The sequence below is a fragment of the Parahaliea mediterranea genome, assembly GCF_017255185.1.
Taxonomy (GTDB): domain Bacteria; phylum Pseudomonadota; class Gammaproteobacteria; order Pseudomonadales; family Halieaceae; genus JAFKCZ01.
In genome coordinates, this window is record NZ_JAFKCZ010000004.1 from 218,043 (window position 1) to 244,321 (window position 26,279).

Sequence of the window (26,279 nt, forward strand, 5' to 3'; positions counted from 1 at the left end):
GGTGGCGACCCTATTCTTCGCCTCGGCATGGGGTGGCCAGTGTTTGGCCGCCATCGAATCCGAGCGACGCAATTTTCTATGAGTATTCCAGCTATTCTCGCCAGTACCTACATCATCTCGATACTGGGTCTTTTCGTTTTTATCGCTTCACTGCGCAAGGGAGGTACACAGTCCAGGCCCGACGGGGGAAACGTGATTTTCGAGCCGGGAGAGATCGGCACGGTGGAGGATCCCTCCCTAGACAGGCCCGGTCGACGGGCCCTGCAAGACTCCCTGTCGGCGACGGACGGTACAGGTGCCGACCCCAATGCGCGGACTGATATGAGTGTTCGCATCGAAGGCGATCGTTCCAGTCGCGGCGTGGCCCTGGCGCTGTGGGGTAGCGCGACATTCTGGTTGTTGGTTGGGTCCATTTTCGGCCTGATCAGCTCGATCAAGCTCCATCATCCGGACTGGCTGGTGAATGAAGCCTGGCTGACCTTTGGCCGAACCCGCATCGTGCATCTGAATGCCGTGGCCTACGGCTGGACAGCGATGGCCGCGCTGGCCACGGCAACCTGGATGTTGCCACGGTTATTGCGCACGCCTCTGCGCGGCGCTGGATTTAGCTATCTGGGCACGGTGCTGTGGAATATCGGGCTGGCCGCCGGCCTGATTTACATCGCCACTTCCGGTAACGAGGCCCTGGAGTGGCTGGAAATTCCCTGGCGAATCGGCGTGCTGTTTGCAATCGGGGGCGCATTGATCGGGGTGCCGTTGCTGAAGATGCTGCCCCGGGCCAGGGTCGATCACCTCTACGTTTCGGTTTGGTATATCGGCGCCGCGCTATTCTGGTTTCCCATTCTCTACCTGGTGGCGAAAATGCCGGGCCTGCATACCGGCATTGAGTACGCCACGATGAACTGGTGGTACGGCCACAACGTGCTGGGCTACTTTTTCACGCCCATGGCCCTGGCCGCGGTCTATTACCTGGTGCCCAAGGTCATCGGTCGCCCCATCCGCTCCTATGACCTGTCCCTGCTGGGATTCTGGACGCTGGCGTTCTTTTACGGGCAGGTTGGCGCCCACCACCTGATTGGCGGTCCCGTGCCCAGTTGGCTGGTGACGCTTTCAATCGTGCAGAGCGTCATGATGGTGATACCGGTCATCGCGTTCTCGGTCAATCAACACCAGACCATGCGCGGCCACTTCGGCGCGCTGGCCCACTCCCAGGTACTGCGTTTTGTGCTGTTTGGGGCGGTTATGTACACCGTTTCCTCGGTGCAGGGCTCCATGCAGGCCCTGCGCTTTATCAACAATACCACCCATTTCACCCACTTCACCGTGGCGCACGCCCACCTCGGCATGTATGGCTTTGTGGCGATGGTGCTGTTCGGCGCCGCCTATTTCATTATGCCGCGGGTTCTGGACGTGGAGTGGCCGAGGCCGCGGTTGATATCGCTGCATTTCTATTTGGTGGTTGGCGGTTTTGCGGTGTACCTGATGTTGTTGAGCGTCGGCGGCTGGTTGCAGGGCACGGCCTTGCTGGATGCGTCACGTCCTTTTATTGACTCGGTGACGGTCACCTGGCCCTACCTGCAGGGCCGCTCGCTGGGTGGATTGCTGATGACTCTGGGGCATTTTGTGTTTGCCTGGCACTTGTGCCTGATGATTGGCGCGCGCCTGGGCCTGTCGCGGCGGCGTGCCGTGAAGCCACTTCCCCTCTCTGAGATTTAGGAGCCCACATGGATAACGCGTACAGACTGATTGCAGGCGCCCTGACCACCATGGCCCTGGCGACTTCGGCGATGGTGGTATTGCCCTATACCGAGGTGCACCGACTGAAGGCGCCCGAGGGCTTACAGCCCTACAGCGCATCCGAGCTTCGGGGCCGGCAGCAATATATCAATCTTGGATGCATGACCTGTCACAGCCAGCAGCCCAGGGGTACCGAAAGTGGCGTTGATGGATCCCGTGGCTGGGGCAGGCCTTCCGTGCCGGAAGACTATGTACACGATGCGCCGCCGTTGCTTGGCACCATGCGAACGGGCCCCGATCTGTTCAATATCGGCTCGCGGCAACCGAGCATCGACTGGCACCTTGGCCATCTGTATCAGCCGCGCGCCTATGTGCCGGGAAGTAACATGCCGGCCTTTCCGTTTCTTTTCGAACACAAGGCACAGGCCGGGGAAGGCGAGCGTCTTGTGTCGCTGCCGGAGGGGGCCGCACCTCGGACAGGTGTCGTCGTTGCAAGGCCGGAAGCACTGGATCTGGTGAATTATCTACTGGCGCTGGATCGTACCTATCCAGCGCCCCAACAATAGGTGACAGAGTATGATCGACCCGAGGAATGACGACGCCAGGGGGCGGGAGAAGCCGGAGCCCCACGAGCAGAATGGCGGGATACCGCGATATTTGCAGCTGATGGTGGTTGTCCTGGTGTGCTGGGGCTTCACTTACATAATGTTCAGCCCCTACCAGCGGCAACTGGATTTTGTGCCGAGCGCGGTGGCGGCGGAGGCGGGGGCCGATGGCGAACAGCTCTACAATAACAATTGCGCCAGCTGTCACCAGGCCTCGGGGGCGGGAATCCCCGGCGTCTTTCCGCCCCTCGCCCGGTCCGAGTGGGTGACCGGCGACGAACGCCTGGTGGTGCAGATCCTGCTGCGCGGCCTGTCGGGGGAGATCAGCGTTGCGGGGGTGACCTATAACGGCATGATGCCGCCCTTCGGCAACAGTCTGGGCGATGCGGAAATCGCCGCGCTGGCGAGCTATATTCGCGGCGCCTGGAGCAATGACGCCGGTGCGGTCAATGTATCGGCGGTAACCGCGGAGCGCGCGGCGCAGTCAGAACGCACGACGCCCTGGTCTGTAGGCGAGTTGCAAAGCCTGTTCGGAGATGGGTGATGCGAACCGCCCTGGCCTCCCTGCTTGTTGTTTGTATCGCTACCGGGACGCTGGCCTGGGCGACGGATGGCTTCCGTGTCCTGACCAGCGAACAGGCCCGCCGCCTTGCGGTCTCCGAGCGTCCCGTGGCGGTGCCTGATGTCGGCTTGCGGATGGACAATGGGGCGCGGCAGTCCTTGCGGGACCTGCTGCACGATGAGGGCGCGCGCAGTATTGTCGGTTTTTTCTACAGCCGCTGTACGAGTATCTGCATTACCCTGGGAAATGACTTCAGGCAGCTTCAGCAGCGGATCGTGGATGAGGGTCTGGAAGGGCGGGTAAAGCTGCTCAGTATCAGCTTTGATACCCAGGCGGATACCGCGGCGGTGCTGCGCGACTACCGTGAACGCATGCGGGCCCGGGACAATATCTGGCAGATCGCCGCGGCGCAGGATGGGCAGGAGCTTGCGGTCTTGCTGGAAAGCTTCGGAGTCACGGTGATCGACGATGGGCGTGGCGGGTTTGTACACAACAGCGCCTATCACATCGTGAATGCCCGGGGGGAGCTGGAAGCCATTGTTGATCTGGCGAAGCCACTGGCGGCCCTGCGCGCCGCACGAGGGCGTCGGCATGAAGCCTAGGCTCATTCTCATTCTCGCGGGCATAAGCATACCGGCTGTACTGATAACGCCGGCCGTGAGGACATTGCTGGAATCGAGCATGTCGCGCCACATGCTGGTCATGTTCCCGTTATTGGTTGTTGGCGGTGTGGCTCTTGCGTACGGGTTGCCCAGGAGCTTTCACGCGCGCCTGCTGCCCTGGAACAGGGAGGGGATTCCCGGCCTGGCGCTTGCAGCCGCAATGCTGATGACCTGGATGATCCCCAACGCGCTGGACAGCGCCACCGAGAGCTTGCTGGTGGACGCGCTGAAAGCTGTTTGTCTGGTAGTGGCGGGGTTTGCCCTGGCAGTGTCGATGCCTGTGGCCGGGCTGGTTGCCCAGCTGTTCTTTGTCTGGAACAGCGTGATGATGCTGGTGTATGCGGGGGTTCTCTACCAGAGCCTGCCCACCCGCCTTTGCAGCGCCTACCTTATTGACGATCAGGCGCAAACCGGCCTGTATCTGGTGTGCTTCGCCGTATTGCTCGGCATGGCCTGGCTAGGCCATGCCTGGTGCCGGTTGCGGTTCGCCAGTTCGTCCGGGCCTGGCAGGCGAAGCCGGTAGGTAGCGCCGCCGCCCGCAACGCCGACTGCCCCGTCGCAAAGGTTCCGCCGGCGAAGGGCGGCGTACCTGCCCCGTGATCATTCAGCGCAGGACTATGGCGACAATGAGTGCCAGGGTGCCGACAAAGCCCGCCGTGAAAACGAGCCCGCCAATAATAAAAGGGGTGGCGCTGGTGGACTGGAAAGCCGCTTCGCGGTGACGTCGTGACTGCACACCGAGGCCGGCCGCCAGCATGTTCTGCACCAGTTGCCGCAAGGTAGGTTTCACCGCGGATTGATCGGAGGACTTCTGCATGGCTGGTTTTGTTACCCGCTGGACTTGCTCATGTTCCGCGGATGCTAGCTGATCCAGGGGGGAGTGGGCAGGGTCAGTTGGTGAAAATATTACCGTATCAGATGGCGGCGGGCCTTTTCGCCGGGCGGCGAAAAGGCACTGTGCATCAGAATGAACTCGCGAGCTTGCCGAGCGTTTTCATTGCCCGTTCAATCCGGGCATCCCAGGGATTTCCGTAGTTCAGTCTAATGCAGTTGCGAAATGTCCGGGTTGCCGAGAAGATCGGTCCTGGCGCGATGCTGATTTCCTCCTGCAGCGCCATGTTGAAAAGTTCCAGGGAGTCGACGTTCTCCGGTAGTTCAAGCCACAGGAAGTATCCACCCTCCGGCCGCGTTACGCGGGTATCTTTCGGAAAGTAGTGGTCTATCGCGGTGCGCATCTGATTTTGCTGCACTTCCAGTGTATGTCGCAGTTTTCTCAAGTGGCGGTCATAGCCGCCGTACTGCAGATAGTCCGCCACGGCCAGCTGGGCGGGGATGGAGGCAGAGAGCGTGGTCATCAGCTTGAGCCGCTCCACTTGCCGCGAAAATCGGCCGGCCGCCACCCACCCGACCCGGTATCCGGGCGCCAGGCTCTTCGAGAACGAGCTGCAGTGCATCACGTAGCCCTCGCTGTCGAAGGCCTTCGCAGGTTTCGGCTGCTGTCGTCCATAGTACAGTTCGTTGTAAACATCGTCTTCAATCAGCGGCACCTGGTGCCGGGTAAGCAGTGACACAAGTTCCCGCTTTTTGTCGTCGCTTAGCGTTGCGCCCATGGGGTTCTGAAAGGTGGTCATAAACCAGCAGGCCTTGATGGGGTGCTTTTTCAATGCCTTGGCGAGTACTTGCAGGTCGATGCCGTCGTGAGGGTCAACGGGGATCTCAATGGCTTTCAGTTGCAAGCGTTCCAGTGCCTGCAGGCTGGCATAGAAAGCGGGCGTCTCTATGGCGATAAGGTCGCCGGGCTTTGCGATGGCCTGCAAACACAGGTTTAGCGCCTCGAGGGCGCCATCGGTAATAACGACTTCCTCAAGCGGCACCTGGACATTCGCGATGGCGTAGCGCTGGACCAGGTGCCTGCGGAGGTCCTGATTGCCTTCGGGTAGGTGGGCGACCACCGAATGTAGGTCCATTGTTCGAGTCGCGTTGGCGAGGGAGCGGGCCAGACGGCTCATGGGAAACAGGGTCGGGTTCGGGAAGGCGGACCCCAGGGGGACGATATCGGGATCGCGAAGAGAGCCGAGAACCGAGAATACCAATTCGCTCACGTCGACGTCGGTGAATTTCAGGGTATGAGGCGAGCTTTTGGACCTGGGGACCGCTTGTTGCGGCTGGCTGCACACGAAGTAACCCGACCTCGGTCTCGAGCGGATCATGCCGCGATTTTCCAGCAGGTAATAGGCCTGGTACACCGTGGAAGGGCTGACCCGGTAGGTTTTACTGGCGTGTCGGACCGATGGTACCCGCTCGCCTACGGCCAGGACGCCGGTCTTGATCATATCGGCGATGTCCTGGGCCAGTTGTTCGTAGCGTTTCATGGAAGTCCCTGATAGTTGCCCTTGCCGGGTGGAAATGCAGGCCGTGTTTCGGTCCTATCTGGTACGCAATTATAACCGGGATTGGCAACTGTTTGTTTGCCTTTGGAGCAGGTTGATCGCCTGGGGGGCTTGTGACGGTGCGCAGACCGGGCCGCTCTTGTGCGCTAGTCCACCTCGTCCGCATCGCGCAGGCGTTGTTGCCTGAGCTGTTCCTCTTCGAGTGCGGCCTTGATCTCCAACAGGACCGCGTCGACATCGGCGACTTCGCGTTCAAGCTCGAACTGCCCGGTCAACTGGAGGTCGGGGTGGAGCTCGCCGGCCTCATACAGTGCCCAAATCTCCTCCGCGTAGCGGCTGCCCCTGAGTTCCGGGGCAAAGGCGGCGTAGTAGTGGGTCATGTTCGCCACGTCGCGTACCAGCATGGCCTGGGCGTTATTGTTGTTGGCGGCGAAGACGGCCTGGGGCAAATCGATGATGACCGGGCCGCCGGCGTCGACCAGTACGTTGAACTCGGACAAGTCGCCGTGGATCAGCCCGGCGCAGAGCATGCGCATAATATCGTGCATGATTTGTGCGTGGTCTTCGCGGGCCTGTTCCGCGGACATGGTGACATCGTTCAGGCGAGGGGCGGCGTCGCCATCCTCGTCGGTGATCAGCTCCATCAACAGCACGCCGTCGACACAGCCGTAGGGCCGCGGGACCCGAACACCGGCACGATCCAGGCGATAGAGCGCGTCGACTTCCGCGTTCTGCCACACTTCTTCCTGGTGCTTGCGGCCGTATCGGGAGCCCTTTTCCATGGCCCTGGCCCGTCGGCTGCTGCGAACCTTGCGACCCTCTGTGTATTGCACCGCCTTTTTAAAACTGCGTTTTACGGCATCCTTGTAGACCTTGGCGCAACGGGTGTTTGCGCCGCAGCGCACCACGAAGACGTCGGCCTCCTTGCCGCTCATCAGCGGATAGATCACTTCGTCGATCAGGCCGTCCTCCACCAGCGGCCGCAGGCGTTTTGGTGTCTTCATTTACAGCCTGCGAACCTTGAACTTGCGGCCCTTGATTTTGCCGTTGATCAGCCGGCCCAGGGCCTTGTCGGCCTCCGCGCGCTCCACGGCGACGTAGGCGGCGAAATCCGTGACCTGGATTTTGCCTATAGCGGCGCCGGCGATACCGGCATCGCCGGTAAGGGCCCCCAGGATATCGCCCGGGCGAATTTTGTGCTTGCGTCCGCCGGCGATGCACAGCGTGGCAAAGGGCGGTGGGGGCATGCTGTCGCCCCCTGCCGCCAGGGTGTCAATCGCCTCAAATGCGCACTCTCGCCCGGTGTAGTCGCCAATGCTGTCCAGTTTGTAACGCTCGGTGTCGGCGAACAGGCTGAGCGCCAGTCCCGCCTTGCCCGCGCGACCGGTGCGCCCCACCCGGTGTACGTAGACCTCGGCGTTGCGCGGCAACTCGAAATTGATGACAGCGGGGAGGTCGTCGATATCCAGGCCCCTGGCGGCTACGTCGGTGGCGACCAGCACGCTGCAGCTCTGTTGCCGGAACTGGATCAGCACCTGGTCCCGGTCGCGTTGCTCCATGTCGCCGTGCAGGGCGAGGGCGTTGATGCCCGCCTGCGCGAGGTGGGCGGTGACATCGCGAACCCGCTGTTTGGTATTGCAAAATACCACCGCCGCCTGCGGGTGAAAGTGGCTAAGCAGGGTGACCAAACCCTCGAGCTGCCGGTTGTTCTGGCAAATGAAAAAGTGTTGCTCGATATGCTCTTCGCCATGCAGCGATTCCAGGCTTACCTGCTCGGGCTCGCGCTGGAATTGCCGGCTCAGGGTTTGAATATCTTCCGGGTAGGTGGCGGAGAATAGCAGTGTCTGGCGGGATGCGGGGGTGTGTTCGACGATGGCGCGGATGTCATCGATAAACCCCATCTCCAGCATCCGGTCGGCCTCGTCCAGCACCAGGGTCTTGATCCGGGCCAGGTTGAGGGTCGTTTTGCGCAGGTGATCGCCAATGCGGCCGGGCGTCCCCACCACAATGTGGGCGCCGTGCTCCAGCGAGCCGATCTGCGGACCGATAGACTGGCCGCCACAGAGCGTGACGACCTTGATATTCTGCCGGTAGCGGGCCAGGCGCCGGATCTCATCCGCAACCTGGGTCGCCAGCTCGCGGGTTGGGCACAATACCAGCGCCTGGGTGCCAAAATCCCGGGGGTTGAGCTTGTCCAGCAGGGGCAGGCTGAATGCCGCTGTCTTGCCGCTACCGGTTTTTGCCCGGGCGATCAGGTCCCTGCCTGCAAATGCCAGGGGCAGTGCGGCGGCCTGAATCGGGGTCATTGTCCGGTAGCCCAGGCGCTCCAGGTTTTCGAGTTGGGCGCGGGGAAGGGAGAGGTTGGAAAAAGGAAGGTCTGCCAATCGTGGGGCCAAGCTGGGTTGGGAGAATAAGGGGACAGTGTAACAGAAACTCCTGGCAGACCCGCTGAATCATTCCGATGGGGTGACCGGTGTCCCCGAAACCCAACCGCGAATTCGTCGGGCCGTGGCCCTGTCGTTCCAGCGTATGACTGTCGCCGGCATGGCGGGAACCGAAGCGGAGAGCGTGGTCATCAACTGATTGTGCCGCCATAAATAATTAACCCAACAGTCACACAAGCCCGCCCCTCGAGTGGATAGTATGCGCGCCGTGAAATTCATCATGAGAATGGAACACGCTGTTCATCACCCAAGCGGTCTGGAGATTTCGTATCAGCGATTTGGGCCCATCGATTTTTCAGTTGGGCGAGGTGAGTCGGGCTGGCATTTGGCCGGCGCGGGACAGGTCCGCCGTTTTTGGATTGCCAATTGAGGTTGTTATGAAAACACTGCTAAAAGCCGCCGTGACATGCGTGCTGGTCTCGACAGTATCGGGCGTGGCCGCCGAAGATCCGCCCCAGCAATGGTGGCGGGGGAATACCCACACCCACAGCTGGTGGAGCGACGGCGACATGCCGCCCGAGTTGATCACCGAATGGTACAAGGACCAGGGCTACGATTTCCTGGTCATCAGTGATCACAACGTCATGCAGCAAGGGGAGACCTGGTACTCCATCGATTCCCCGCGTCGTTCTCCCGAGAGAGTGAGAAGGGCCTACGACACCTATCTCGAGCGCTTTGGCGAGACCTGGGTGGAATCGCGCGAGCACGATGGGGAGCTGCAGGTAAAGCTGAAAACCCTGGATGAGTTTCGTGGATTGTTTGAAGAGCCCGGAGAGTTTATCTTGATCAAGGGCGAGGAGATTACCGACCGCTTCGAGCGCCACCCCGTGCACATGGGCGGCGTGAACCTTGTCGAGGTGATCGAGCCGCAGGGCGGCAGCAGCGTGGCCGACACCATTCAGAACAACCTGGATGCCGTGGTCGCACAAAGCGAGCAGTACGGCCAGCCCATGGTCGTGCACCTCAACCACCCCAATTTCCACTACGCCCAGACCGCAGAGGATTTTTTCAATCTCGACCACGAGCCGGGAGAGGGCTTCTTCGAGATGTACAACGGCCATGCCGGCGTGAATGGCCACGGCGACGCGTTGCACCAGAGCAGTGAGCGGCTGTGGGACATCGTGCTGTCCAAGCGGCTGGGCGAGCTGGGGCGCAGCGTAATCTACGGCGTGGCCACGGACGACGCGCACGATTACACCCACTGGGGCGGGGATGCCTCCAACCCGGGGCGCGGGTGGATGATGGTGCGTTCGCGCTGGCTCACGCCGAACGAGATTACCTCGGCGGTCAAGCGCGGCGATTTCTATAACAGCACGGGAGTCCAGCTGAAGGCCCTGGAGGTCGGCGGGCAGCGCATCGCGCTTGAGATCGACGCCGAAGAAGGGGTTGAGTACAAGATCGAGTTTGTCGGCACAATGCGTGGCGCCGATCTCGAGCCGAAGAGCGCCGTCGTTCCCCATGCCCACCAATCGCGTACCGATCATCTGCACAAAACGGTGAGCACCTGGAGTCGCGATATTGGACAGGTATTACAGGTTACCGAAGGCGCCAGCGCGGTGTATCGGGCCACTGGCGACGAGCTGTACGTGCGCGCGAGAATCACCTCAAGCAAGCTGCACGACAATCCGCACGCGGAAGGCGACTATGAAATGGCCTGGACGCAGCCGCTAGTGGTAGGGCAGGCTGACTGATGCCGGTTTCCCGGCCCCGTCGGCAATATCCGCCGATGGGCCGGGAATAGCCTCCAGTTGCCGGTTGACGGCCCCCAGTCTGGCCGCGGCGGAGCAGCGGCATGCCGTGTATGCCGCCTCCCAGGAATGGCAAGCTCGCGATTTTCGGGTAAAATCCCCGATTTTACGGGTATCAACCTATGGGCAGAGCGTACCAGAACCGCAAGGACTCCATGGCCAAGACCTCGGACCAGAAGGCCCGGGTCTACAGCAAGCACGCGCGTGTGATCTATGTCACCGCCAAGCAGGGCGGGATTGACCCGGACGGTAATCTGGCCCTGCGCAGCGCCATCGAGCGGGCCAAGAAGGACCAGGTGCCGACCCACGTTATCGACAAGGCCATCGACAAGGCCAAGGGCGGCGCGGGAGAGGACTTCGCGGCGGCCCGCTACGAGGGCTTTGGCCCCGGCGGCTGCATGGTGATCGTGGACTGCCTGACCGACAACCCCAACCGCACCATTGGCGATGTGCGCCAGTGCTTCACCAAGACCAAGTGCAAGCTCGGCACCCCCGGTAGCGTCAGCCACTCCTTTGACCACTGCGCGATTTTCGTATTCCCGGGGGAGGACGAGGAGGCAGTGCTGGAGGCATTGATGCTGGCGGATGTCGAGGTCGAGGACATCGAGTCGGATGGCGAGAACATCACCGTGTTCACCCCGCCCACGGAGTTCGCCAAGGCCCGCAGCGCGCTTAACGAGGCCTTTGGCGAGATCGACTTCGACGTGGAGGAGATCCAGTTCGTACCGAAGGAGGTGGCGCCGATTGCCGCCGACGATGCGGCCATGTTCGAGAAATTCATGGACATGCTGAACGACGTCGAGGACGTGCAGAAGGTCTACCATAACGTCGGCTGAGCGAATGCGCCGGCCGCTAGCGGGGGAAATGTGATGGCTCGCAAACAGCCTGCGCAGGATGAGGCCTGCCCCTGCGGCAGCGGCGCGGACTATCCCGCGTGTTGCGGCCGTTACCTGGACAGCGACGAGCCCGCCCCGACCGCCGAGCGGCTCATGCGCTCGCGCTACACGGCCTTTGCCCGGGGGGCGTCCGACTACCTGCTCGCCACCTGGCACCCTTCCACGCGCCCCTCGCGGGTTCGCCTGGACCCGGCGCAGCGCTGGATCGGCTTGCGGATACTGCACACCGAGCTGGGCGGCGAGGGCGACGATACCGGACTGGTGGAGTTTGTCGCCCGCGGCAAGGAAGGCGGGCGCGGATTCCGCCTGCAGGAGTTGAGCCGCTTTGAAAAGATCAGTGGCCGCTGGTACTACCGCGACGGCGAGCACCGCTAGCGGCGTACCGGAAGTGCCCGCGCATCCGAGCCTTACTCCCGTGCGCGCTCGAAATCCCCCTTTTCCCGCACCGCGCAATCCGGGCAGACAAAGTCTTCCGGCAAGTCCTCGAATGGCGTGCCGGGAGGGTAGCCCTCATGGGCATCCCCCTGGCTTTCATCGTAGGTGTAGCCGCAGCCGGGGCAGCGAAAGCACGCCATGGCAATCCCTCCTCAGGCCGTCACGCCGGCGACCTGGCCATGGCGGGCGAGAATCGCCTCGCGCTTGTCGGGGGCGATATTGACCTTCGACAGATCACCCCGGATGTGGGGCAGCGCCAGTAGTCGCCTGTCCATCACCCGGTACCACAGCCAGGGCACATAGGCGAGCAGGTACATGCCGTAGTAGCCGTTGGGCAGTTCGGGGATGTCATCGAAGTTGCGCAGGCTCTGGTAGCGCCGGGTGGGGTTGGCGTGGTGGTCGGAGTGGCGTTCCAGGTGGAACAGCACGATATTGCTGAAGATGTAGTTGGCGTTCCAGCTGTGGTGCGGTTGGCAGCGCTCATAGCGCCCATTGGCCTCCTTTTGCCGCAGCAGGCCGTAGTGCTCGATGTAGTTGGCGCTGGTGAGCTGGAACCAGGCCCAGATATTGTGCACCAGCAGGAAGGGCAGCATGATCCAGCCGAAGGCGACGATCAGTGCGCCCTGCAACACGGCGCTGAGGGCGTAGGACTGCAGGATTTCGTTGCGCGGCGACCACACCGGCAGTCCCAGGCGTGCCAGCCGCTCCCGCTCCACCGCCCAGCCGCGGCGGAAGGCGCCGGGGATTTCGCGCAGGGCGAATGCGTAAATGGACTCGCCCATGCGCGAGCTGGCCGGGTCCTCGGGGGTTGCCACGTCCTTGTGGTGGCCGCGGTTGTGCTCGATGCAGAAGTGGCCGTAGGCCGGCACGGCCAGCACGATCCGCGCGAGTACGCGCTCAAACAGGGGCTTCTTGTGGCCGAGTTCGTGGGCGGTATTGATCCCCAGCCCGCTGTAGCTGCCGGCGGTAATGGCCAGCGCCAAAACCGACCACACGGTGAGGGACTGGGTGCCGACGAACCAGGCGATGGCGATCAGCACGATGAAGTGCATCGGCACCGTGAGCCAGGTCAGGACGCGGTAGTAGCGGTCCTCCTCCAGCTGCGGCACGATTTCCTCGGGGGGATTGTTGGTGTCGGAGCCCAGGGCGTAGTCCAGGAAGGGGATGACGCCGTAGCTGAACACCAGCGGCACGGCCAGCGCCCACTGGCTACCGGTGACAAAGAACAATCCTATGCCCAGCATCGGGAACAGGGGCATGAACAGGGACGACAGCCACAGGTAGCGCTTGCGGTCGCGGTATTCGATGTGTCCCAGCGTGGGGTGGTCCAGGGTATAGCTGGTCATGCGCGTGAACTCCACGTTCGATCTGCGGTAGAGAAGATACTAGACCAGCCAGGTTTCTGGCGTGATTTCATTTATTGACAATATAATGGTCATTAACCGACAAAAGGTGACCACCTATAACCGACAAGAGGTGACCCCATGGCTCGCCCACCGGAATTGTCCACGGCCTATGCGCGCCTGATCCTGCGCTCGGAGCTGCTGTCGCCCGCCCGGGCCCTGCGCGGCACGGGCCTCACCGAGGAGAGCCTGGCGCGCGAGGCCTTTCTACCCTGGCGGGTGTTCGCGACCCTGTTCGATAACCTTGAACGGGAGCGGCCAGGCTTAGCCTGGGCCCCGGTGCTGGGGGCCCTGTTCAACATCAATGCCCACGGTCCCCTGGGCTTCGCGGCCCTGTCGGCCCCAACCCTCGGCGCCGCGCTGGACGTCCTGGCGAGCCTCTACCCGGCGCGCACCAGTGCCATGCGTGCCGGTGTCGAGCAGGTGGGCCGGCGTTACTACCTGTGGCTGGAGGATGTGACCGGGGACGAGGTGTTCGGCGTGCGGATGGCGCTGGTGGTGATGCGTATTATCGAGTCGCTGCTGGAGGCGATCCTCGGCCACCCGGTGGGTCACAATGTGGAGGTGCACATCAAGGGCGCGGCGCCGGCCGCCGACGTGGCGATCAGCGGTGCTTTCAACGCTCGCGTGCTATTCGGTGCAGGGCGCAGTGCACTCTCACTGCCCGCCACCTGGTGCGCCCTGCCGTCGCCCCTGCACGACGAGGGAACCTATCGCGCCAACTGTATCCGCTGCCGCGAGATCATCGCCCGGCGGGAGCGGGACGGCAGCACCACCGCGGCGGTGAGCGGGCGCCTGCACAATCATTTCGACCACCTGATCGGCGGGAACTGCCCGCCGGAACCTCCGCCGACCCTGGCGCAAATCGCCCGGGAGATGCATGTGACCGAGCGCACGCTCATTCGCCGCCTGGGTGCCGAGGGCAGTAGTTACCGCACGATCGTGGAGCGGCAACGCCGGGAGCTGGCCGCCAGCCTGCTGGGGCGCGCGGGCCTGCGGGTAGCGGAGGTCGGCGAGCTGCTGGGCTATCGCGATCCGGCCAATTTTGGCCGCGCTTTCCGCCGCTGGTACGGCTGTTCACCGGCGCGGTGGCGGCGCGGCCACTGAGTCCGCAATCGGAGGGTGTGGAGGCGGGGGCGCGCTGGGTGGGGCTGGTAGCTGTCGGCGCGATCGGGGGATGGGCGCTTTATTAGCGGGCGTTGAACCAGCGCACGAATTCGTCAAACTCCACTTTGCCCGAGCAGTCCGTATCGATCGCCTGAAAGCCGATCTCCGCCGATTCCCCCGGTTCCAGGGCATCCAGGGCCTGCATCAGGTAGCTGAATTCGGCGAGGTCGATGTAGCCGTCGCCATCGGTATCGAAGTGATCGAAGTTGTCGCGCAGTTCCTGTTCCGGGATGTCGGACATGGCTTGCTACCTCCCTGTGTGGTGTTGCGTCAATCTAGCGCAAACTCGCGGTAATTGGGAGTCTGCAAGAGGAGTGCCTTGCGCGGGTGTCGCTCAGTCCGGCAGGCGCAGGATGTCGCGGATGTGCACCGGCTCCAGCAGCATCTGGCCGCGGGCGTAGCCGCTGTCACTGTGGTCGGTGTTGCCGGCCTGGATGCGGCGTACCACCTCCATGCCCGACACCACCCGCCCGAAGGCCGCGAAACCCTGGCCGTCCGGGTAGCGCTCGCCGCCGAAATCCAGCGCCGGTTGGTCGGTCACGCAGATGAAGTACTCGGTGCTGGCGCTGCCCGGCTCCAGGCGCGACATGGAGATGGTGCCGGCCAGGTGTTGAATGCCGGTGTCCCGGGTGGTCTCGTGGGCGACGGGGGGGAAGGGCGGCGGGGCCTCGGTCATGCCGATGCCGCCCTGGATGACTTCGATCTTCACCGGTTGGTGCGACTGGTTGTCCAGTCGCACCACGCGGTAGAAGCTGCTGTCTCGGTAGTGCCCCGCGTCGACGTAGCGCAGGAAATTGGCGACGGTTTCCGGCGCCGCCTCGGGGTAGAGCTCGAGGATGATGTCACCCGCGCTGGAGTGCAGGATCACCCGCGGCTCGTCGCCCCAGGCGGCGACCGCCGCCAGGAGCGTGAGAATGCCCGCAACCAGGCGGTGTTTAAAACGCTGCATGCTCACGCTCCTGCCTTGCCCTTAGAAGTAAACGCGACCGGTGACACCCAGGGTGCGCGGCTGCACGCGGATTTCCGCGTCGGGATCGAAGGGCGGCCGGCGCAGGGCGCGGGTGACGCCGCGGCTGTCGAACAGGTTGTCGGCAAACAGCGAGACTTCCCACTGCGCGCTTTGTACACCCAGGCGCAGGTTGGCCACGGTGTAGTCGTCCATGGCGCGGTAGTTGGGCTGGTCCTTGCTGAACTCGGTGCCGCGGTCGCCGGTGTAGATGGCGTTGGCCCAGATGAAGCCGTCGAGGCCGTTGCCCACGGGGCGGCGGTATTCCACGCTGCCGTTCAGGCTCAGGTCGGCGACAAAGGGTGCGGGGTCGCCCTTGTCGGCATCCAGGTTGGGCACGTCTTCGGCTAGCTGGGAGTCGACGTAGGTGCCGCCGACGGTCAGGGTCAGGCCATCGATCGGGCGCGCGGTCAGCTCAACCTCAACCCCTTCGCTGGTCGCCTTGCCCACGTTCTCGCGGAAGCCAAAGCCACACTCGAAGCTGCGCTGGGTCTGCATGTCTTCCCAGTCGATGTAGAAGTAGGTGAGGTTGTACTGCAGGCGGCCGCCGGCGGTGGCGCCCTTGGTGCCAATCTCGTAGTTCCACAGCTTGTCCGGGTCGAAGAAGCGGGTATCGCCGCCGCTGCGCGCGACATCGTCGAGCTCGTCCGCGCACACCGAGCGGGGGATGTTGCCGTTGATGCCGCCGTAGCGGAAGCCGCGGGCCGCCTGGACGTACACCAGGCTGTTGTCGCCCAGGTCGTAGGACAGGTTCACCTTCGGGTTGACGCCGTCTTCCTTGCCCTCGGGACGCGGGTCGCTGTTGGCGCCGCCGTTGAGCAGGCCGGACTGGTAGTACTCGATTTCCTGCTTCCAGTTGAAGTAGCGCAGGCCGGCGGTCAGGGTCCACTTGTCCCAGTTGTAGTAGGCCTCGCCGAACAGGGCGTAGGTCTTGATGGTCAGGTCGTCGTAGCCGTAGTACAGGTTGTCGGTGGGCGCGCCGAAATCGCCGGAATCAATGCCCATGGCGGCGTCGGCGCCGGGGACCGGGAAGGTGTTCTCGTAGAACACGTCCTTCTTGTCGGCGTAGGCGCCAACGGTCCACTGCAGCGGCGAGTCGTAGGTGGAGGCCAGGCGAATCTCCTGCACATAGGCCTCGGAGTCGGTGGTGTCCTCCAGTTCGTGGGGTGTGACCATCGGGAACTCGGAGATCAGCAGCAAATCCAGCGAGCGGCGGTTGACCACGGTGCGGTCGAAATAGGAGGTGGAGCTGACCAGTTGCGCCCAGCCCAGGTCGTAGTCCAGGGTCAGGTTGTAGATATCCATCTCATCGTCGTAGCCGTCGAAGGAGGGGTAGTCACGGGTCAGTTCCGGGGTGTGGTCGAGGTCCTCCGGGCGGCCGCCGTCGGAGTACTCGTGGTGCAGCAGGGACAGGTCGGCGATCAGCCGGTCGCTGGCCTGCCAGCGCGCCACTACGCGGCCACCCTTGGAGGTCGCTTCGTTGAGGTCGTCCTCGCCGGTCAGGATGTTGTCGATATAGCCGCCTTCCTCGACGTAGTAGGCGCTGGCGCGGACGGCGAGGGTGTCTTCAATCACCGGGACATTGACCAGGCCCTTGTAGGACTGGCCGACCGAGCCCTTGTGGATGGTCGAAAGGCTGGTCTCGAACTTGCCGCCGAACTCGGCCAGGTCAGGCTTGTTGGTCACTTGGCGAATGGTGCCGGTCATGGAGCCCGCCCCGTAGAGGGTGCCCTGGGGGCCGCGCAGTACCTCGACGCGCTGCAGGTCGAAGAGGCTGATCTCGGGGTTCATCGCACCCATGGAAATGGGGATCTCGTCGAGGTAGATGGCGACGGTTTCCTGGTTCTGGGTGTCATTGTCGTTGCCGCCGCCGTTGGCCACGCCGCGAATGGACAGGCGTGTACGGCCGGGGCCGTTCTGGTAGGCGGTCAGGCTGGGAACGGTGCCCAGCAGGTCGGAAAAGTCCTTGGCGCCCATGTTGTCGATGGCGGTTTCCGACAGCACGTTGATGCTGATGGGAACATCGTACATGGACTCAGCGCGCTTGCGCGCGGTGACCACGACTTCCTCGAACACCGTGTTGGTGGCCTGGGCCGTGTCCTGCTGGGCCTGGGCGGGCAGCGCGGCGGCGCCCGCCAGCAGCAGGGAGGCCATCGTGGCGGTCGGTGTCAGGCCGTCGCGATACAGTGCGTGTCGGATATGGCGTGCGAGAGTTGTCATTTGCAGGTTCCCCCTGTGGAGCAGTTGTAGCCGGGCCGGGCCCGGCTTTTTGTCATTGTGTGGCGGCGCAGATTAGCACAGCCCCCGATCGCAGAATGATGCGATCGTCCGAAGGAATGATGGTGTTGTGCGGCGGCAAAAAGCCCTACGAGGGCGTGCGCAGTACCTTGGGGAGGTGGCCGAAATGCTTCTTGAACGCGGCGGTGAAGTTGGTGGGGTGCTGGTAGCCAACTGTCTCGGCAACCTGCGATATGGCCAGTTTGCCGTCGTGCAGCAGCTCCCGGGCCTTGTTCATGCGGTAGTCCTGGACAAACTCGAACACGGAGCTGCCAAAGTGGCGCTTGAAGCTCGCGCACAGGGTGCTCCGGTTGAGGCCGACCCGGCGGGCCAGCTCGGCCACCGTGGGGGGGGTCGCATAGGACTCGATCAGGATTTTCTGCGCTGCGAACAGCTTGGATTCCAGGCTCAGCCGCGGGTTGGCCTCCTGGTGCTGGGCGCGGTGATTGTCCTCGGTCTCCTGGAAAAAGCGACAGATCAGCTCGGCGACCTTGGCCTCGGTGAACAGCCGGCGTCGCACGCCGCTGTAGGGCATGTGGATCAGGTCCAGTACGGTGTGCATGATGCCTGGAGAGAGCGGGAAACTGCAGAAATTGTCGGCCTGGTTGTCGCCGTAGATGACGTCCGCCAGGCGCGGCGGCAGGCGGTCGCGCGCCAGGTCGAAGTGCCGCCGCAGAAAGCGCGGTTTCAGGTGGACGGTGACCGAGCACAGGTGGCTGTTTTTATCGATGCAGATATTGAAGCCGTGATCCTTGCGGGTGTGCATCACCGAGACGCTGGCCTGGGGAATCTGCACCTTGGCCGCGTCGTCGAAACTGATTTCCAGGCCGCTGGAGAGCATGAAGCGCAGCGTGATCAGGTCCTGGCGCGGCAGTACGGCCTGCTGGTAACTGCCCAGGTAGCGGCCGTCGATAATGCACACCAGCAGGTCGCGGTTGGCGCGAAACAACTCCCAGTAGCCCCTGGCCTCGCTGCTGTCGAGTTCCAGGCGCAGGCCGTTGTGGTTGTCGCAGACCTGCTTGACATTGAGAAACTCAAAACGCGCCGGGTCGTCCAGGTAGGCGTCGTTGAAGCCCTCGTACACACGGTTCAGGTCATCGAATGACAGGGCCTTGGCGCCGCCCGGTTCCGCGGTCTCGACAGGGCGGGGAGACCGGAGGGGCCGGGGATCGACCCGGTCGGTGGCGGACGCGGGAGTCTGGCGCACGGGCTAGCGGGGCGTTTGGTCCGCGCCGGCGTCAGCGGCCGGCGCCTCGCCGCGAATTTCCGCCGCCACGTCGAGGGCGATCTCGTTGGGTACCGGCATGCTGAGGTTGTACTGCTGCAGCTTCCAGCCATCGGGGCCCTTCAGCAGTATCCCCGAGCCCCGGCACAGGCCCAGCTTGGCATTGTCGAGCAACTCGTCGAACCAGGCGACATCGCCGGAGGGCGCAAGGTCGATATGCCGCTCGCGCACGGTGTAGGTCCAGCCCTTGCCGGCGGTGAAATGGGGGCGGGCGAAGTCGACAAAGGCCTGGCCCTGCCAGCGCTCGGTGGCGTCGGTGCCGAGGAACACCATGTCGGGCCCCATCTGGGCGGTGTAGGCGGTCAGGTCGGCGGTGGCCGCCGCGTGGTGGAAGGTGTCCAGTACCCGACCCACCTCGTCCCGGGGGGCGCTGAATGCGGAAGTGCCATAGGCCGAAAATACCCAGCAACAGGCCAGCAGTAGCGTGCGACACTGTCGCCAGATGTCGGCTCCCGGGCCCGCCACTCGCTGTTTCGACCGTGCCGCGCTGTTAAATTGCCCCATCTTTGCTGTCCTCGCGTGTTTGAGGCGGCAAGCGTAACCGCTGGTGTGGAAGCGGCGCAAGCCGCGGCGCAAAAGTCCGCGGTTGCGCGCGGGCTTTGGGGGCCGGCACCGGCCCCCGGCCCGGGTGGGTTCCACTGCCCGCTGGCTATCGCGGCCCGGGCGCTGGTGGGCGGCTCAGAACGCGTAACTCGCCTTCAGCCACAGTGTGCGCCCCGGCTCGTTGATGCGCGTGAGTTGCTCGAAGCCCGATACCGCCGCGCCGGACCGGCTGATGTGTTCGGCGTAGGTTTCGTCCAGCAGGTTATCCACACCGGCGGTAATGAGCAGCGCCTGCGCCGGCTGCCAGCCGAGGTTCAGGGAAAGTACCCGGGCGCTGTCGGAGGGGCCGAAATCCTGCCCCACGATATTGCCGCGGCCCGGGTCGACGCGGTCCTGCGCGGCGATGGCGCGCCACAACAGGCCGGCGGACCAGTTGTTGCGCTCCCAGGTCATGCCCACTCGCCACTCCAGCGGGGGTAGCTGGGGCAGGGTGGTGCCGTCGGTATCGTTGGCGCCACGCACCGAGGCCAGGGAGGTGGACAGGCTCAGGTGATCGAGCAGCTGGTACTCCAGGTCCATCTCCAGGCCCCAGGAGCGCGCCGCGATATTGCGCACCACGGTGGTTTCACGGCTCGCGGCCATGCCGCCGCCCATGTCCATACCGCCCATGCCCATGCCCGGCGCGGGTTTGGCATAGCCGGATTCGATCAGCAGGAAATCGTCGATGGTGTTGTAGAACAGGGATGCGCCGGCGCTGAGCCGGTCGGCGTTGTAGAGCACGCCGATGTCGAGCTGGGTGGTCTTCTCCGACTCGATATCGAGAGCGCTGAGGCCGCTTTCCGACTCCCGCGCGATCATCTCCCAGTAGTCCGGGAAGCGCTCGCTGTGGCCGATGCCCGCGTACAGGGTGGCGGCGTAGGTGCCGGGGCTCTCCAGGTCCCGTTCCAGGCGCGCGAATCCGCTGTAGAGCTGCTCCGAGCGACGCTCTCCGGCGGTGGGGTTGGGCACCGACAGCATCATCGACAGGTTGATGTGATCGCGGAGGTCCCGCACCTCCCAGTCGTCGACCCGCGCGCCGGCGAGCAGGCGATAGTCCTCATTCGGGGTCCAGGTCAGTTCGCCGAACAACCCCGCCTGCTCGAAGCGGGCATCGGGCACCCGCTCCATGCCGCGGTAATCGACGAGGTCCTGGTTCATGCTGTTGCGGTAGCCGTGCTCGTTGCGCTGGGCGTCGGCGCCGAGATCCAGGCGAAGGGTCGCCGCGGGGGTGAAGCCCAGGGTAATCCGGCCGCCGTGGGTGTCCCGGTCCGGGTTCATCGCCCTGCGCGTGGCCATCATGCCCGTGGGTTCGCGCAGGCTGTAGTTGTCCATTACGTGGTCCACGTAATTGCGGTAGGCGGCGATCTCGATGCTGTCGAGGGTTGTTCCGAGGTTGCGGCGCTCGTAGCTCGCGCTGTAATTTTCGCGGTTGAAGCGGGAGCCGTCCACGCCGCGGTCGGCGTAGGCGGCCTCGCCGTCACTGAATCCCGCGCCGAATTCCAGGCGCGTATCGTCGTCGGGTGTCCAGGCGACATCCACCTGCGCGCTCCAGCGCTCGTAGCGTGAATGCACCGTGGTGCCGTCGCCGTCCTCGTAGTCGTCGGCGGAGGCCGAGGAGCCGGTGGCCCGCACGGTAATGTCCCGCGTGGTGTAGCGGGTATCGACAGTGCCGTCGACCCGCCCGGCACTGGCGGACAACAGGCTGGCGTGGCCGCTCCAGCCCGCTTCCGCGGGGCGGGTGTTGTCCCGTTCGAACACCACCACGCCGGCGGAGTTGCCGGGTCCGTAGCGCACGCTCTGGGGCCCCTTGATCACCTCGATCACGTCCAGGGTGTCCGGAAAGATGTAGGCGGTGGGCGGGTCCATGCGGTTGCTGCAGCCGCCGAGGATCACGTCACCGTCCAGCAGCATGGACATGCGCGATCCGGCCATGCCGCGCAATACCGGGTCCCCGTCCGAGCCGCCCTTGCGGATCACCGAAAAGCCGGGAATGGTTTTCAGGTAGTCGGCGCCATCGCTGGCTGGCAGCGGCTGGCGCGGTTTGCCGGGGTCGGTCACCAGGCGCAGGGGTTTGTCCATGCGCACGGCGGTGACGATCATTTCCTCCAGCCCCTCGGCGTTGGCCGGCAGGGGCGCGAGGCCGGCGGCAAGGGCGGCGAGTAACAGGTTTTGCGCGGGCTTTCTGGTGGCGGACATGGCGGGTGGATTCCACGGTGGTTGAGGCGGGCGCCATGGTAGCAAGCCGCGATGGAGCCGGCGTGTGGCATAGTGTCGCAGGCGACCGCCCGCGGTTCGCGCTGACTAGGCCGACGTTTGGCCCGGCGCCGGGGATTCCGTCTCCCGCATCATCCCGATCAGGTGTTCTCTTACCCAGGCGTGGGCGAGGTCGTCGTGAAACCGGTGGGCCCAGATCAAATTGACCGGCAGCGATGGCGCATCCAGTGGCAGCGCGCAGTGCGTGACCGGAAAGCGCTCACTGAACCAGTCGGCGAGTTTCTCTGGCATCACGCCGAGAAAATCGGTGGCCAGCAAGACCGGTATCATGCTGCTGAACTGGCTCACCCGGGCCTTGATGTCGCGCCCCAGCGCGGCCTGGTTGAGGAATCGCTCCAGGTGACCGGCGCTGCTTTCGTCCGGCAGTAGCGCCACGTGCAACTCGTGAAAAAAACGCGTCCGGCCGATGCGCTTGCCCACCCGCGGATGGTCCCGGCGCGCCACCACCACCAGCCGGTCATCGAACAGGTGCTCGCAGTGCAGCTCCCGGTCGTCGGGGCGGGAGTAGTGGACCGCCATGTCGGTGTCACCGCGTTTGAGTGCCGCGCACAGCAGGCCCTCCAGCATCAGTGGCTGGGTTTCGCTGCTCACCCCCGGGGCGACCGCGGTGATGCGGCGCATCAGGGCCGAGTAGAACAGGATCTCCAGGTAGTCGCCGCCCTGAATGCGAAAATGCCGGTCGCAATGGGCGGGGTCGAAGTGCTTGCTGCCCTGAACTTCCGCCCGAATCATGTCCAGGGCGTCGCGCAGGCGGGGGTAGATGGCGCGAGCCCGGGGGGTTGGTTGCATGCCGCGGCGCGTGCGTATGAACAGGTCATCCTTGAAGGTCAGTCGCAGTCGGTGCAGCGCCGCGCTGACCGCGGGCTGGCTCATTCCCAGCTGTTCGCTGGCACGCTTGAGTTGCCGTGATTCCATGATCGCCTCGAAGACGGTGAGCAGGTTCAGGTCGACGGATTTCAAATTCAGCTTCATGGATAAGTTATTTATAAAATATAGATTGGGCTTATTGTAGGCCCTCGGCTACGCTTTGCGTCAACTATCGCCCGTGTGGCGTCCCGCGTGGTACGGGGGCGCCGCGCCAGTCATCCTTGCGCCGTTGGGAGAGTCCCATGCCTGTCAGCAACCGTGGTCCCCGTGTAGTGCCTTGTTCCCTGATTCAGCTCGGTGTCGCCGTGCTGACCTGCCTGGCGCTGAACGCCCGGGCGGAGCCGCTTGCCTATGTGGCCCGGCCCGACCGCGTCGACGTCGGCATCATTGATACCGTGTCGAGGACGATTGTGGGTGGCATCCCCGCGGACGGCCGGCCGAGCGTGGTGGCGATCAGCCCCGACGGCACCTTCGGCTATGTGGGTATGGAGCGTGTTCCCACCCGGATTCTGGACACCCTGACTCACACCCTGGTGGACGACACGAGGCGGCAATCCGAGCTGCCAGTCGATGTGCGCCAGGTGGTCTTTCACCCGCGGGATCCGCGCGCGTTCCTGCTGTCCGCGGATACCCTGTGGGTGGTGGACACCAGCCAGCACACGGTACTGGAGGGCTGGGTGAATCCGGCGCCGTCCGTTGGCCTGTTTATTGATGACGAGCTCGGTCTCCTTGTCTCGCTCTCGGAGTATGGCGAGTTGTTCGCCTGGTCACTGGACACGGGTGAACTGTACCCCTCCGGGCGTGTCGTCAATGGTCGCATCGGGGACGTAGGGATGGGCGATGACGGCATGCTGTATGTGGTGGTGGACGAGGACATCGTGAGATTAGGCTGGACACTGCGGATTCGCGGCGAGAGAAAGGGCGAGAGAGTGTCGGTCCTCGAGCCAGTACCCGGCGGGACGGTGCCGGTCGCGCAGTTAGTCGACGATGCCTCCCTGGGCATGCCGTTGCAGGTGGAACCGGCCCGGGCGGGGACCGTCCTGTACGTGGGTTTGGAGGAGGGCGTGGCATCGGTGCGATGCACGGAGGGTGCCGAGCCGGTGAATTGCATCGAGTTTCTAGTCCGCAGAACCCGTCCTGGCGCTGGCATCGAGGTGTCCCGGGCAGTGATTCCCCTATCGGCCAGTGCCAGTTCGCGAGGGCTGGAACATCACATGAGCGAGTTGTTGCAAACCCGGGACGGCAAAGGGCTGTTCGCGGTGGGGCGGCGGATGATGGCCGCGATCGATGCGGAGACATTCGAGCTTCTCGGGGATTTCCACGTGGGGTCGGGGGCCGGTTATCTCGGCGACGCGGATCTGGGTTACGCGGTGGACAGCTGCACCGCGAGCAGTACATCGCTACTGGCCCTGGCCCGTACCGCGGCAAAGCTGGAGACCAGCGCGGACTCCGCCAACAGGATGCGCTACCGCGCGCAAGCGGCGCGGGAGGCTCTTATTGAGGGACGGCCGGAAGAGGCCCGTCTCAAGCTGCAGAATTTTATGTGGCTGGCGATGAGCCGGTCCAACCTGCCGTCCAACGACCCCGATCACATCGATGCCGATGTCGCCGCCGAGCTCCTTTGCGCGGCCGGCAACCTGATCGCGCGAATCAACCCCGACGGGAAGTGACGGCGCGACGTCACCCGCGCGTCGGTCACTGGCCGTGGAGGGCGTTACTTGACGCGGCCCGGGCTGTCCGCCGTTTGACAGCCCCGCCGGCCCTGGCTAGTCTGAAGTCGGGCCAGGCACTGGAATTGCAGTAGGCAACGGTCTCGGCGGTCAAGGATGACGGCTACCCCGCGGCGGCGCCCGGGAACTCTATCAATAGCGGCTCGCAACATCCTTCTCTCCGACCTGTTCACCCGGACCTGGCGCCACACGTGGGCATGTCCGTTAAGAATAATGGGAGAGAACGATGCGTTATGCCTGTTTACTATTGTTGTGCTGCCTGGTGTCGCCGGAACCTGGCGTCGCGGGCGGCCTGGATCTCGACGAACTGATTCGCAAGCCCCAGTATAGCCAGCCGCGGATATCCCCGGACGGCGAAAAACTGGCGGTGGTCTCGGTTGAGGAGGGGCAGCGCGTGCTCGCGCTGATGACCCTCGACCCCCTGGAAATTACCTATGTGCTGCGTTTTGTCGAGGGGCAGGAGGTGGGCGAGTACTACTGGGTGAACGAGGACCGCGTGGTGAGTACGGTCTGGGAGCAAAAAGGGTGGCTCGATACAAAGAGACAGATGAGCGCCCTCTACGCGGTGGACTACGATGGCGGTCGACGTGACATCGTTTTCGGCTATCAGGTCGGCTACAACAACCAGGCCACGGCTTCGCGCATCAAGCGCCAGCAAGTCCACACCGCCCACGCGGATATCATCAGTATTCTCCCGGAGGATGACAGCCATGTGCTGATCAGCACTTACCCCTGGGAAGCCAGGGGCAGTCGCTGGTGGTTTACCGGCGAGACCTTCGGCGAGGTGTTGAAGCTCAATGTGTACAACGGGCGCACCCGCAAGGTGGCCGACCTCCCCGCGCGCGGCGGCCGCGCCTACGCCGACCCCGCCGGCGAACTGCGCTTCGCCGATGGGCACGATGGCGAGGGCAGGCGGGAATTCTACCAGTACCGGGACGGCGAGTGGCGGCAGCTGGGTGACCCGCAGGGGGATTACCATGCCCACCCCACCGGTTATAGCGCTGACGGTCAATATGCCTATCTGCTGGCGCGCGCGGGTAGCGACCGCGAGGAACTGCTGCGCTTCGACCTGGAAGCCGGTACCTCGACCTCGCTTCACGCTCACCCGAAGGTCGATGTCGAGGGGGTGGGTAGCTACCCGGGCAGCGGTGAACCGATGGTGGTTCACCTGGAGGATGGCGCGCCGACAAGCCACTACCTGGACCCGCAGCACCGTGTGTCGCGCTACCTGGCGAATTTTCACCAGGCGTTTCCGGGTTACCGCATCCGGGTTGAAAGCGAGACCCCGGACGGGCAGCGGCTCATTGTTTCGGTAAGCGGCGACAACCAGCCCGGTGAATTTTTCCTGGCGGACCTGGAGGACGGTTCCGCCAGGCGCTTGCTGTCCGCCGCCAGCTGGTTGCCGACAGACAAACTGGCCAGGAGCGAGCCCTTCGAGTTCGATGCGCGGGACGGCCTGCGTCTGCAGGGCTTTCTGACCTACCCGGCTTCGGGGCGCAGCGACTTGCCGATGATCGTGCTGCCGCACGGCGGGCCTTCGGCGCGTGACTACTGGGCCTACGATCCCGAGGCACAGATACTGGCCGGCGCCGGTTACCTGGTGATGCAGGTCAACTTCCGCGGTTCGACCGGCTATGGCGAGGACTTCCAGTCGGCCTCGCACGGGCAGTGGGGTGGGGCGGTGCAGAATGATATCGCCGACGCCACTCGCTGGGTGATCGAGCGCGGCTACGCGGACCGCGAGCGCGTCTGTATCTACGGCGCCAGCTTCGGCGCCTATTCCGCGATGATGAGCGTTATCCGCGAGCCGGATCTGTACCAGTGCGCGGCGGGTTTCGCCGGGGTCTACGACCTGCAGATGATGTACGAGCGCGGCGATATCCGCCAGCGCCGGGCCGGACAGGCCTACCTGGAGGAAGCGCTGGGTACCGACGAGGCCGAGCTGGCGGCGGCGTCGCCGGCGCGCAACGCCGAGCGTATCTCGGTACCGGTCTTCATCGCCCATGGCGGCGAGGACCAGCGCGCCCCCATCGAACACGCCCGGGCGCTGGAACAGGCCTTGCGCGAGGCGGGCGTGCCGGTGCAGACCGAGTACTACGACAAAGGCGGGCATGGCTACAACTCTCCGCAAGCCAGTCGGGCGCTGTATACCGGCCTGCTGGCATTCTTCGCGCGACATATCGGACCGTAAGCGCCTGGCCATTCACCA

24 protein-coding genes are annotated in these 26,279 nt (G+C 64.0%); 11 read left to right on the forward strand and 13 right to left on the reverse strand.

Annotated features, from left to right (window positions below; translation table 11 throughout):
- The first annotated feature begins 78 nt into the window (after positions 1 to 78).
- The 5 genes from JYP50_RS05830 to JYP50_RS05850 all read left to right on the forward strand — a co-directional run bounded on the left by JYP50_RS05830 (position 79) and on the right by JYP50_RS05850 (position 4,089).
- A complete protein-coding gene (locus JYP50_RS05830) occupies positions 79 to 1,716 on the forward strand; it encodes a cbb3-type cytochrome c oxidase subunit I (protein ID WP_241262867.1) in 1,638 nt (545 codons plus the stop codon).
- Between the two features lie 8 nt (positions 1,717 to 1,724).
- Positions 1,725 to 2,303 (forward strand): cbb3-type cytochrome c oxidase subunit II, encoded by a 579-nt coding sequence (locus JYP50_RS05835; protein WP_206559544.1) that lies wholly within the window; start codon positions 1,725 to 1,727, stop codon positions 2,301 to 2,303.
- Between the two features lie 10 nt (positions 2,304 to 2,313).
- Positions 2,314 to 2,886 (forward strand): c-type cytochrome, encoded by a 573-nt coding sequence (locus JYP50_RS05840; RefSeq protein WP_206559545.1) that lies wholly within the window; start codon positions 2,314 to 2,316, stop codon positions 2,884 to 2,886.
- On the forward strand, positions 2,886 to 3,506 hold the full coding sequence (locus tag JYP50_RS05845; protein WP_206559546.1) for an SCO family protein: 621 nt from the start codon (positions 2,886 to 2,888) through the stop codon (positions 3,504 to 3,506). Before JYP50_RS05840 ends, JYP50_RS05845 begins: the two co-directional genes overlap by 1 nt.
- Positions 3,507 to 3,585: 79 nt before the next feature.
- Positions 3,586 to 4,089, forward strand: coding sequence for a hypothetical protein (locus tag JYP50_RS05850; protein WP_206559547.1), 504 nt, complete (start codon positions 3,586 to 3,588; stop codon positions 4,087 to 4,089).
- A gap of 81 nt (positions 4,090 to 4,170) precedes the next feature.
- Here the strand turns inward: JYP50_RS05850 and JYP50_RS05855 are convergent, their stop codons facing one another.
- From JYP50_RS05855 to dbpA, 4 genes are all read right to left on the reverse strand, one after another.
- Positions 4,171 to 4,383, reverse strand: coding sequence for a DUF2970 domain-containing protein (locus tag JYP50_RS05855; RefSeq protein WP_206559548.1), 213 nt, complete (start codon positions 4,381 to 4,383; stop codon positions 4,171 to 4,173).
- A 145-nt stretch (positions 4,384 to 4,528) separates the two neighbouring features.
- Entirely contained in the window at positions 4,529 to 5,938 is a 1,410-nt protein-coding gene (locus JYP50_RS05860) for a PLP-dependent aminotransferase family protein (RefSeq protein WP_206559549.1), read from the reverse strand.
- Between the two features lie 164 nt (positions 5,939 to 6,102).
- Complete coding sequence (locus JYP50_RS05865; RefSeq protein ID WP_206559550.1) at positions 6,103 to 6,960, reverse strand: PA4780 family RIO1-like protein kinase; 858 nt, start codon at positions 6,958 to 6,960, stop codon at positions 6,103 to 6,105.
- A complete protein-coding gene (gene dbpA, locus JYP50_RS05870; RefSeq protein ID WP_206559551.1) occupies positions 6,961 to 8,340 on the reverse strand; it encodes an ATP-dependent RNA helicase DbpA in 1,380 nt (459 codons plus the stop codon).
- A gap of 437 nt (positions 8,341 to 8,777) precedes the next feature.
- On the opposite strand from dbpA, the gene JYP50_RS05875 reads away from it, so the two are divergent.
- From JYP50_RS05875 to JYP50_RS05885, 3 genes are all read left to right on the forward strand, one after another.
- Positions 8,778 to 10,091 (forward strand): PHP domain-containing protein, encoded by a 1,314-nt coding sequence (locus JYP50_RS05875; protein WP_206559552.1) that lies wholly within the window; start codon positions 8,778 to 8,780, stop codon positions 10,089 to 10,091.
- 179 nt (positions 10,092 to 10,270) lie between these two features.
- Positions 10,271 to 10,984 (forward strand): YebC/PmpR family DNA-binding transcriptional regulator, encoded by a 714-nt coding sequence (locus JYP50_RS05880; protein WP_206559553.1) that lies wholly within the window; start codon positions 10,271 to 10,273, stop codon positions 10,982 to 10,984.
- A 33-nt stretch (positions 10,985 to 11,017) separates the two neighbouring features.
- Positions 11,018 to 11,419 (forward strand): YchJ family protein, encoded by a 402-nt coding sequence (locus JYP50_RS05885; protein WP_241262868.1) that lies wholly within the window; start codon positions 11,018 to 11,020, stop codon positions 11,417 to 11,419.
- A 32-nt stretch (positions 11,420 to 11,451) separates the two neighbouring features.
- Here the strand turns inward: JYP50_RS05885 and JYP50_RS05890 are convergent, their stop codons facing one another.
- Positions 11,452 to 11,619, reverse strand: a complete 168-nt coding sequence (locus tag JYP50_RS05890) for a rubredoxin (protein WP_206559554.1) — start codon at positions 11,617 to 11,619, stop codon at positions 11,452 to 11,454.
- 12 nt (positions 11,620 to 11,631) lie between these two features.
- Positions 11,632 to 12,825 carry an alkane 1-monooxygenase gene (locus tag JYP50_RS05895; RefSeq protein WP_206559555.1) on the reverse strand — a complete coding sequence of 398 codons (1,194 nt, stop codon included), beginning with the start codon at positions 12,823 to 12,825 and terminating at the stop codon, positions 11,632 to 11,634.
- A gap of 138 nt (positions 12,826 to 12,963) precedes the next feature.
- Between JYP50_RS05895 and JYP50_RS05900 the strand changes: the two genes are divergently transcribed.
- Positions 12,964 to 13,989, forward strand: coding sequence for an AraC family transcriptional regulator (locus JYP50_RS05900; protein WP_206559556.1), 1,026 nt, complete (start codon positions 12,964 to 12,966; stop codon positions 13,987 to 13,989).
- A gap of 82 nt (positions 13,990 to 14,071) precedes the next feature.
- Here JYP50_RS05900 and JYP50_RS05905 read toward each other — a convergent pair whose 3' ends face one another.
- The 7 genes from JYP50_RS05905 to JYP50_RS05935 form a co-directional block, all read right to left on the reverse strand.
- Positions 14,072 to 14,290: an EF-hand domain-containing protein gene (locus JYP50_RS05905; protein ID WP_206559557.1), complete on the reverse strand. Its 219-nt coding sequence runs from the start codon at positions 14,288 to 14,290 to the stop codon at positions 14,072 to 14,074.
- Between the two features lie 93 nt (positions 14,291 to 14,383).
- Entirely contained in the window at positions 14,384 to 14,998 is a 615-nt protein-coding gene (locus tag JYP50_RS05910) for a peptidylprolyl isomerase (RefSeq protein WP_206559558.1), read from the reverse strand.
- A gap of 21 nt (positions 14,999 to 15,019) precedes the next feature.
- Entirely contained in the window at positions 15,020 to 17,275 is a 2,256-nt protein-coding gene (locus tag JYP50_RS05915) for a TonB-dependent receptor (protein ID WP_206559559.1), read from the reverse strand.
- A 145-nt stretch (positions 17,276 to 17,420) separates the two neighbouring features.
- Positions 17,421 to 18,539 carry a helix-turn-helix domain-containing protein gene (locus tag JYP50_RS22095; protein WP_206559560.1) on the reverse strand — a complete coding sequence of 373 codons (1,119 nt, stop codon included), beginning with the start codon at positions 18,537 to 18,539 and terminating at the stop codon, positions 17,421 to 17,423.
- Between the two features lie 3 nt (positions 18,540 to 18,542).
- The gene (locus JYP50_RS05925; RefSeq protein ID WP_206559561.1) at positions 18,543 to 19,121 is read right to left on the reverse strand and encodes a nuclear transport factor 2 family protein; all 579 of its coding nucleotides are present in this window, start codon (positions 19,119 to 19,121) and stop codon (positions 18,543 to 18,545) included.
- Between the two features lie 174 nt (positions 19,122 to 19,295).
- Complete coding sequence (locus tag JYP50_RS05930; protein ID WP_206559562.1) at positions 19,296 to 21,395, reverse strand: TonB-dependent copper receptor; 2,100 nt, start codon at positions 21,393 to 21,395, stop codon at positions 19,296 to 19,298.
- Positions 21,396 to 21,500: 105 nt separating this feature from the next.
- Positions 21,501 to 22,445 (reverse strand): LysR substrate-binding domain-containing protein, encoded by a 945-nt coding sequence (locus tag JYP50_RS05935; RefSeq protein WP_206559563.1) that lies wholly within the window; start codon positions 22,443 to 22,445, stop codon positions 21,501 to 21,503.
- Between the two features lie 167 nt (positions 22,446 to 22,612).
- On the opposite strand from JYP50_RS05935, the gene JYP50_RS05940 reads away from it, so the two are divergent.
- Both JYP50_RS05940 and JYP50_RS05945 read left to right on the forward strand, forming a co-directional pair.
- Positions 22,613 to 24,010: a hypothetical protein gene (locus JYP50_RS05940; protein ID WP_206559564.1), complete on the forward strand. Its 1,398-nt coding sequence runs from the start codon at positions 22,613 to 22,615 to the stop codon at positions 24,008 to 24,010.
- A gap of 286 nt (positions 24,011 to 24,296) precedes the next feature.
- Positions 24,297 to 26,261, forward strand: coding sequence for an alpha/beta hydrolase family protein (locus JYP50_RS05945; RefSeq protein WP_206559565.1), 1,965 nt, complete (start codon positions 24,297 to 24,299; stop codon positions 26,259 to 26,261).
- Positions 26,262 to 26,279 lie beyond the last annotated feature (18 nt).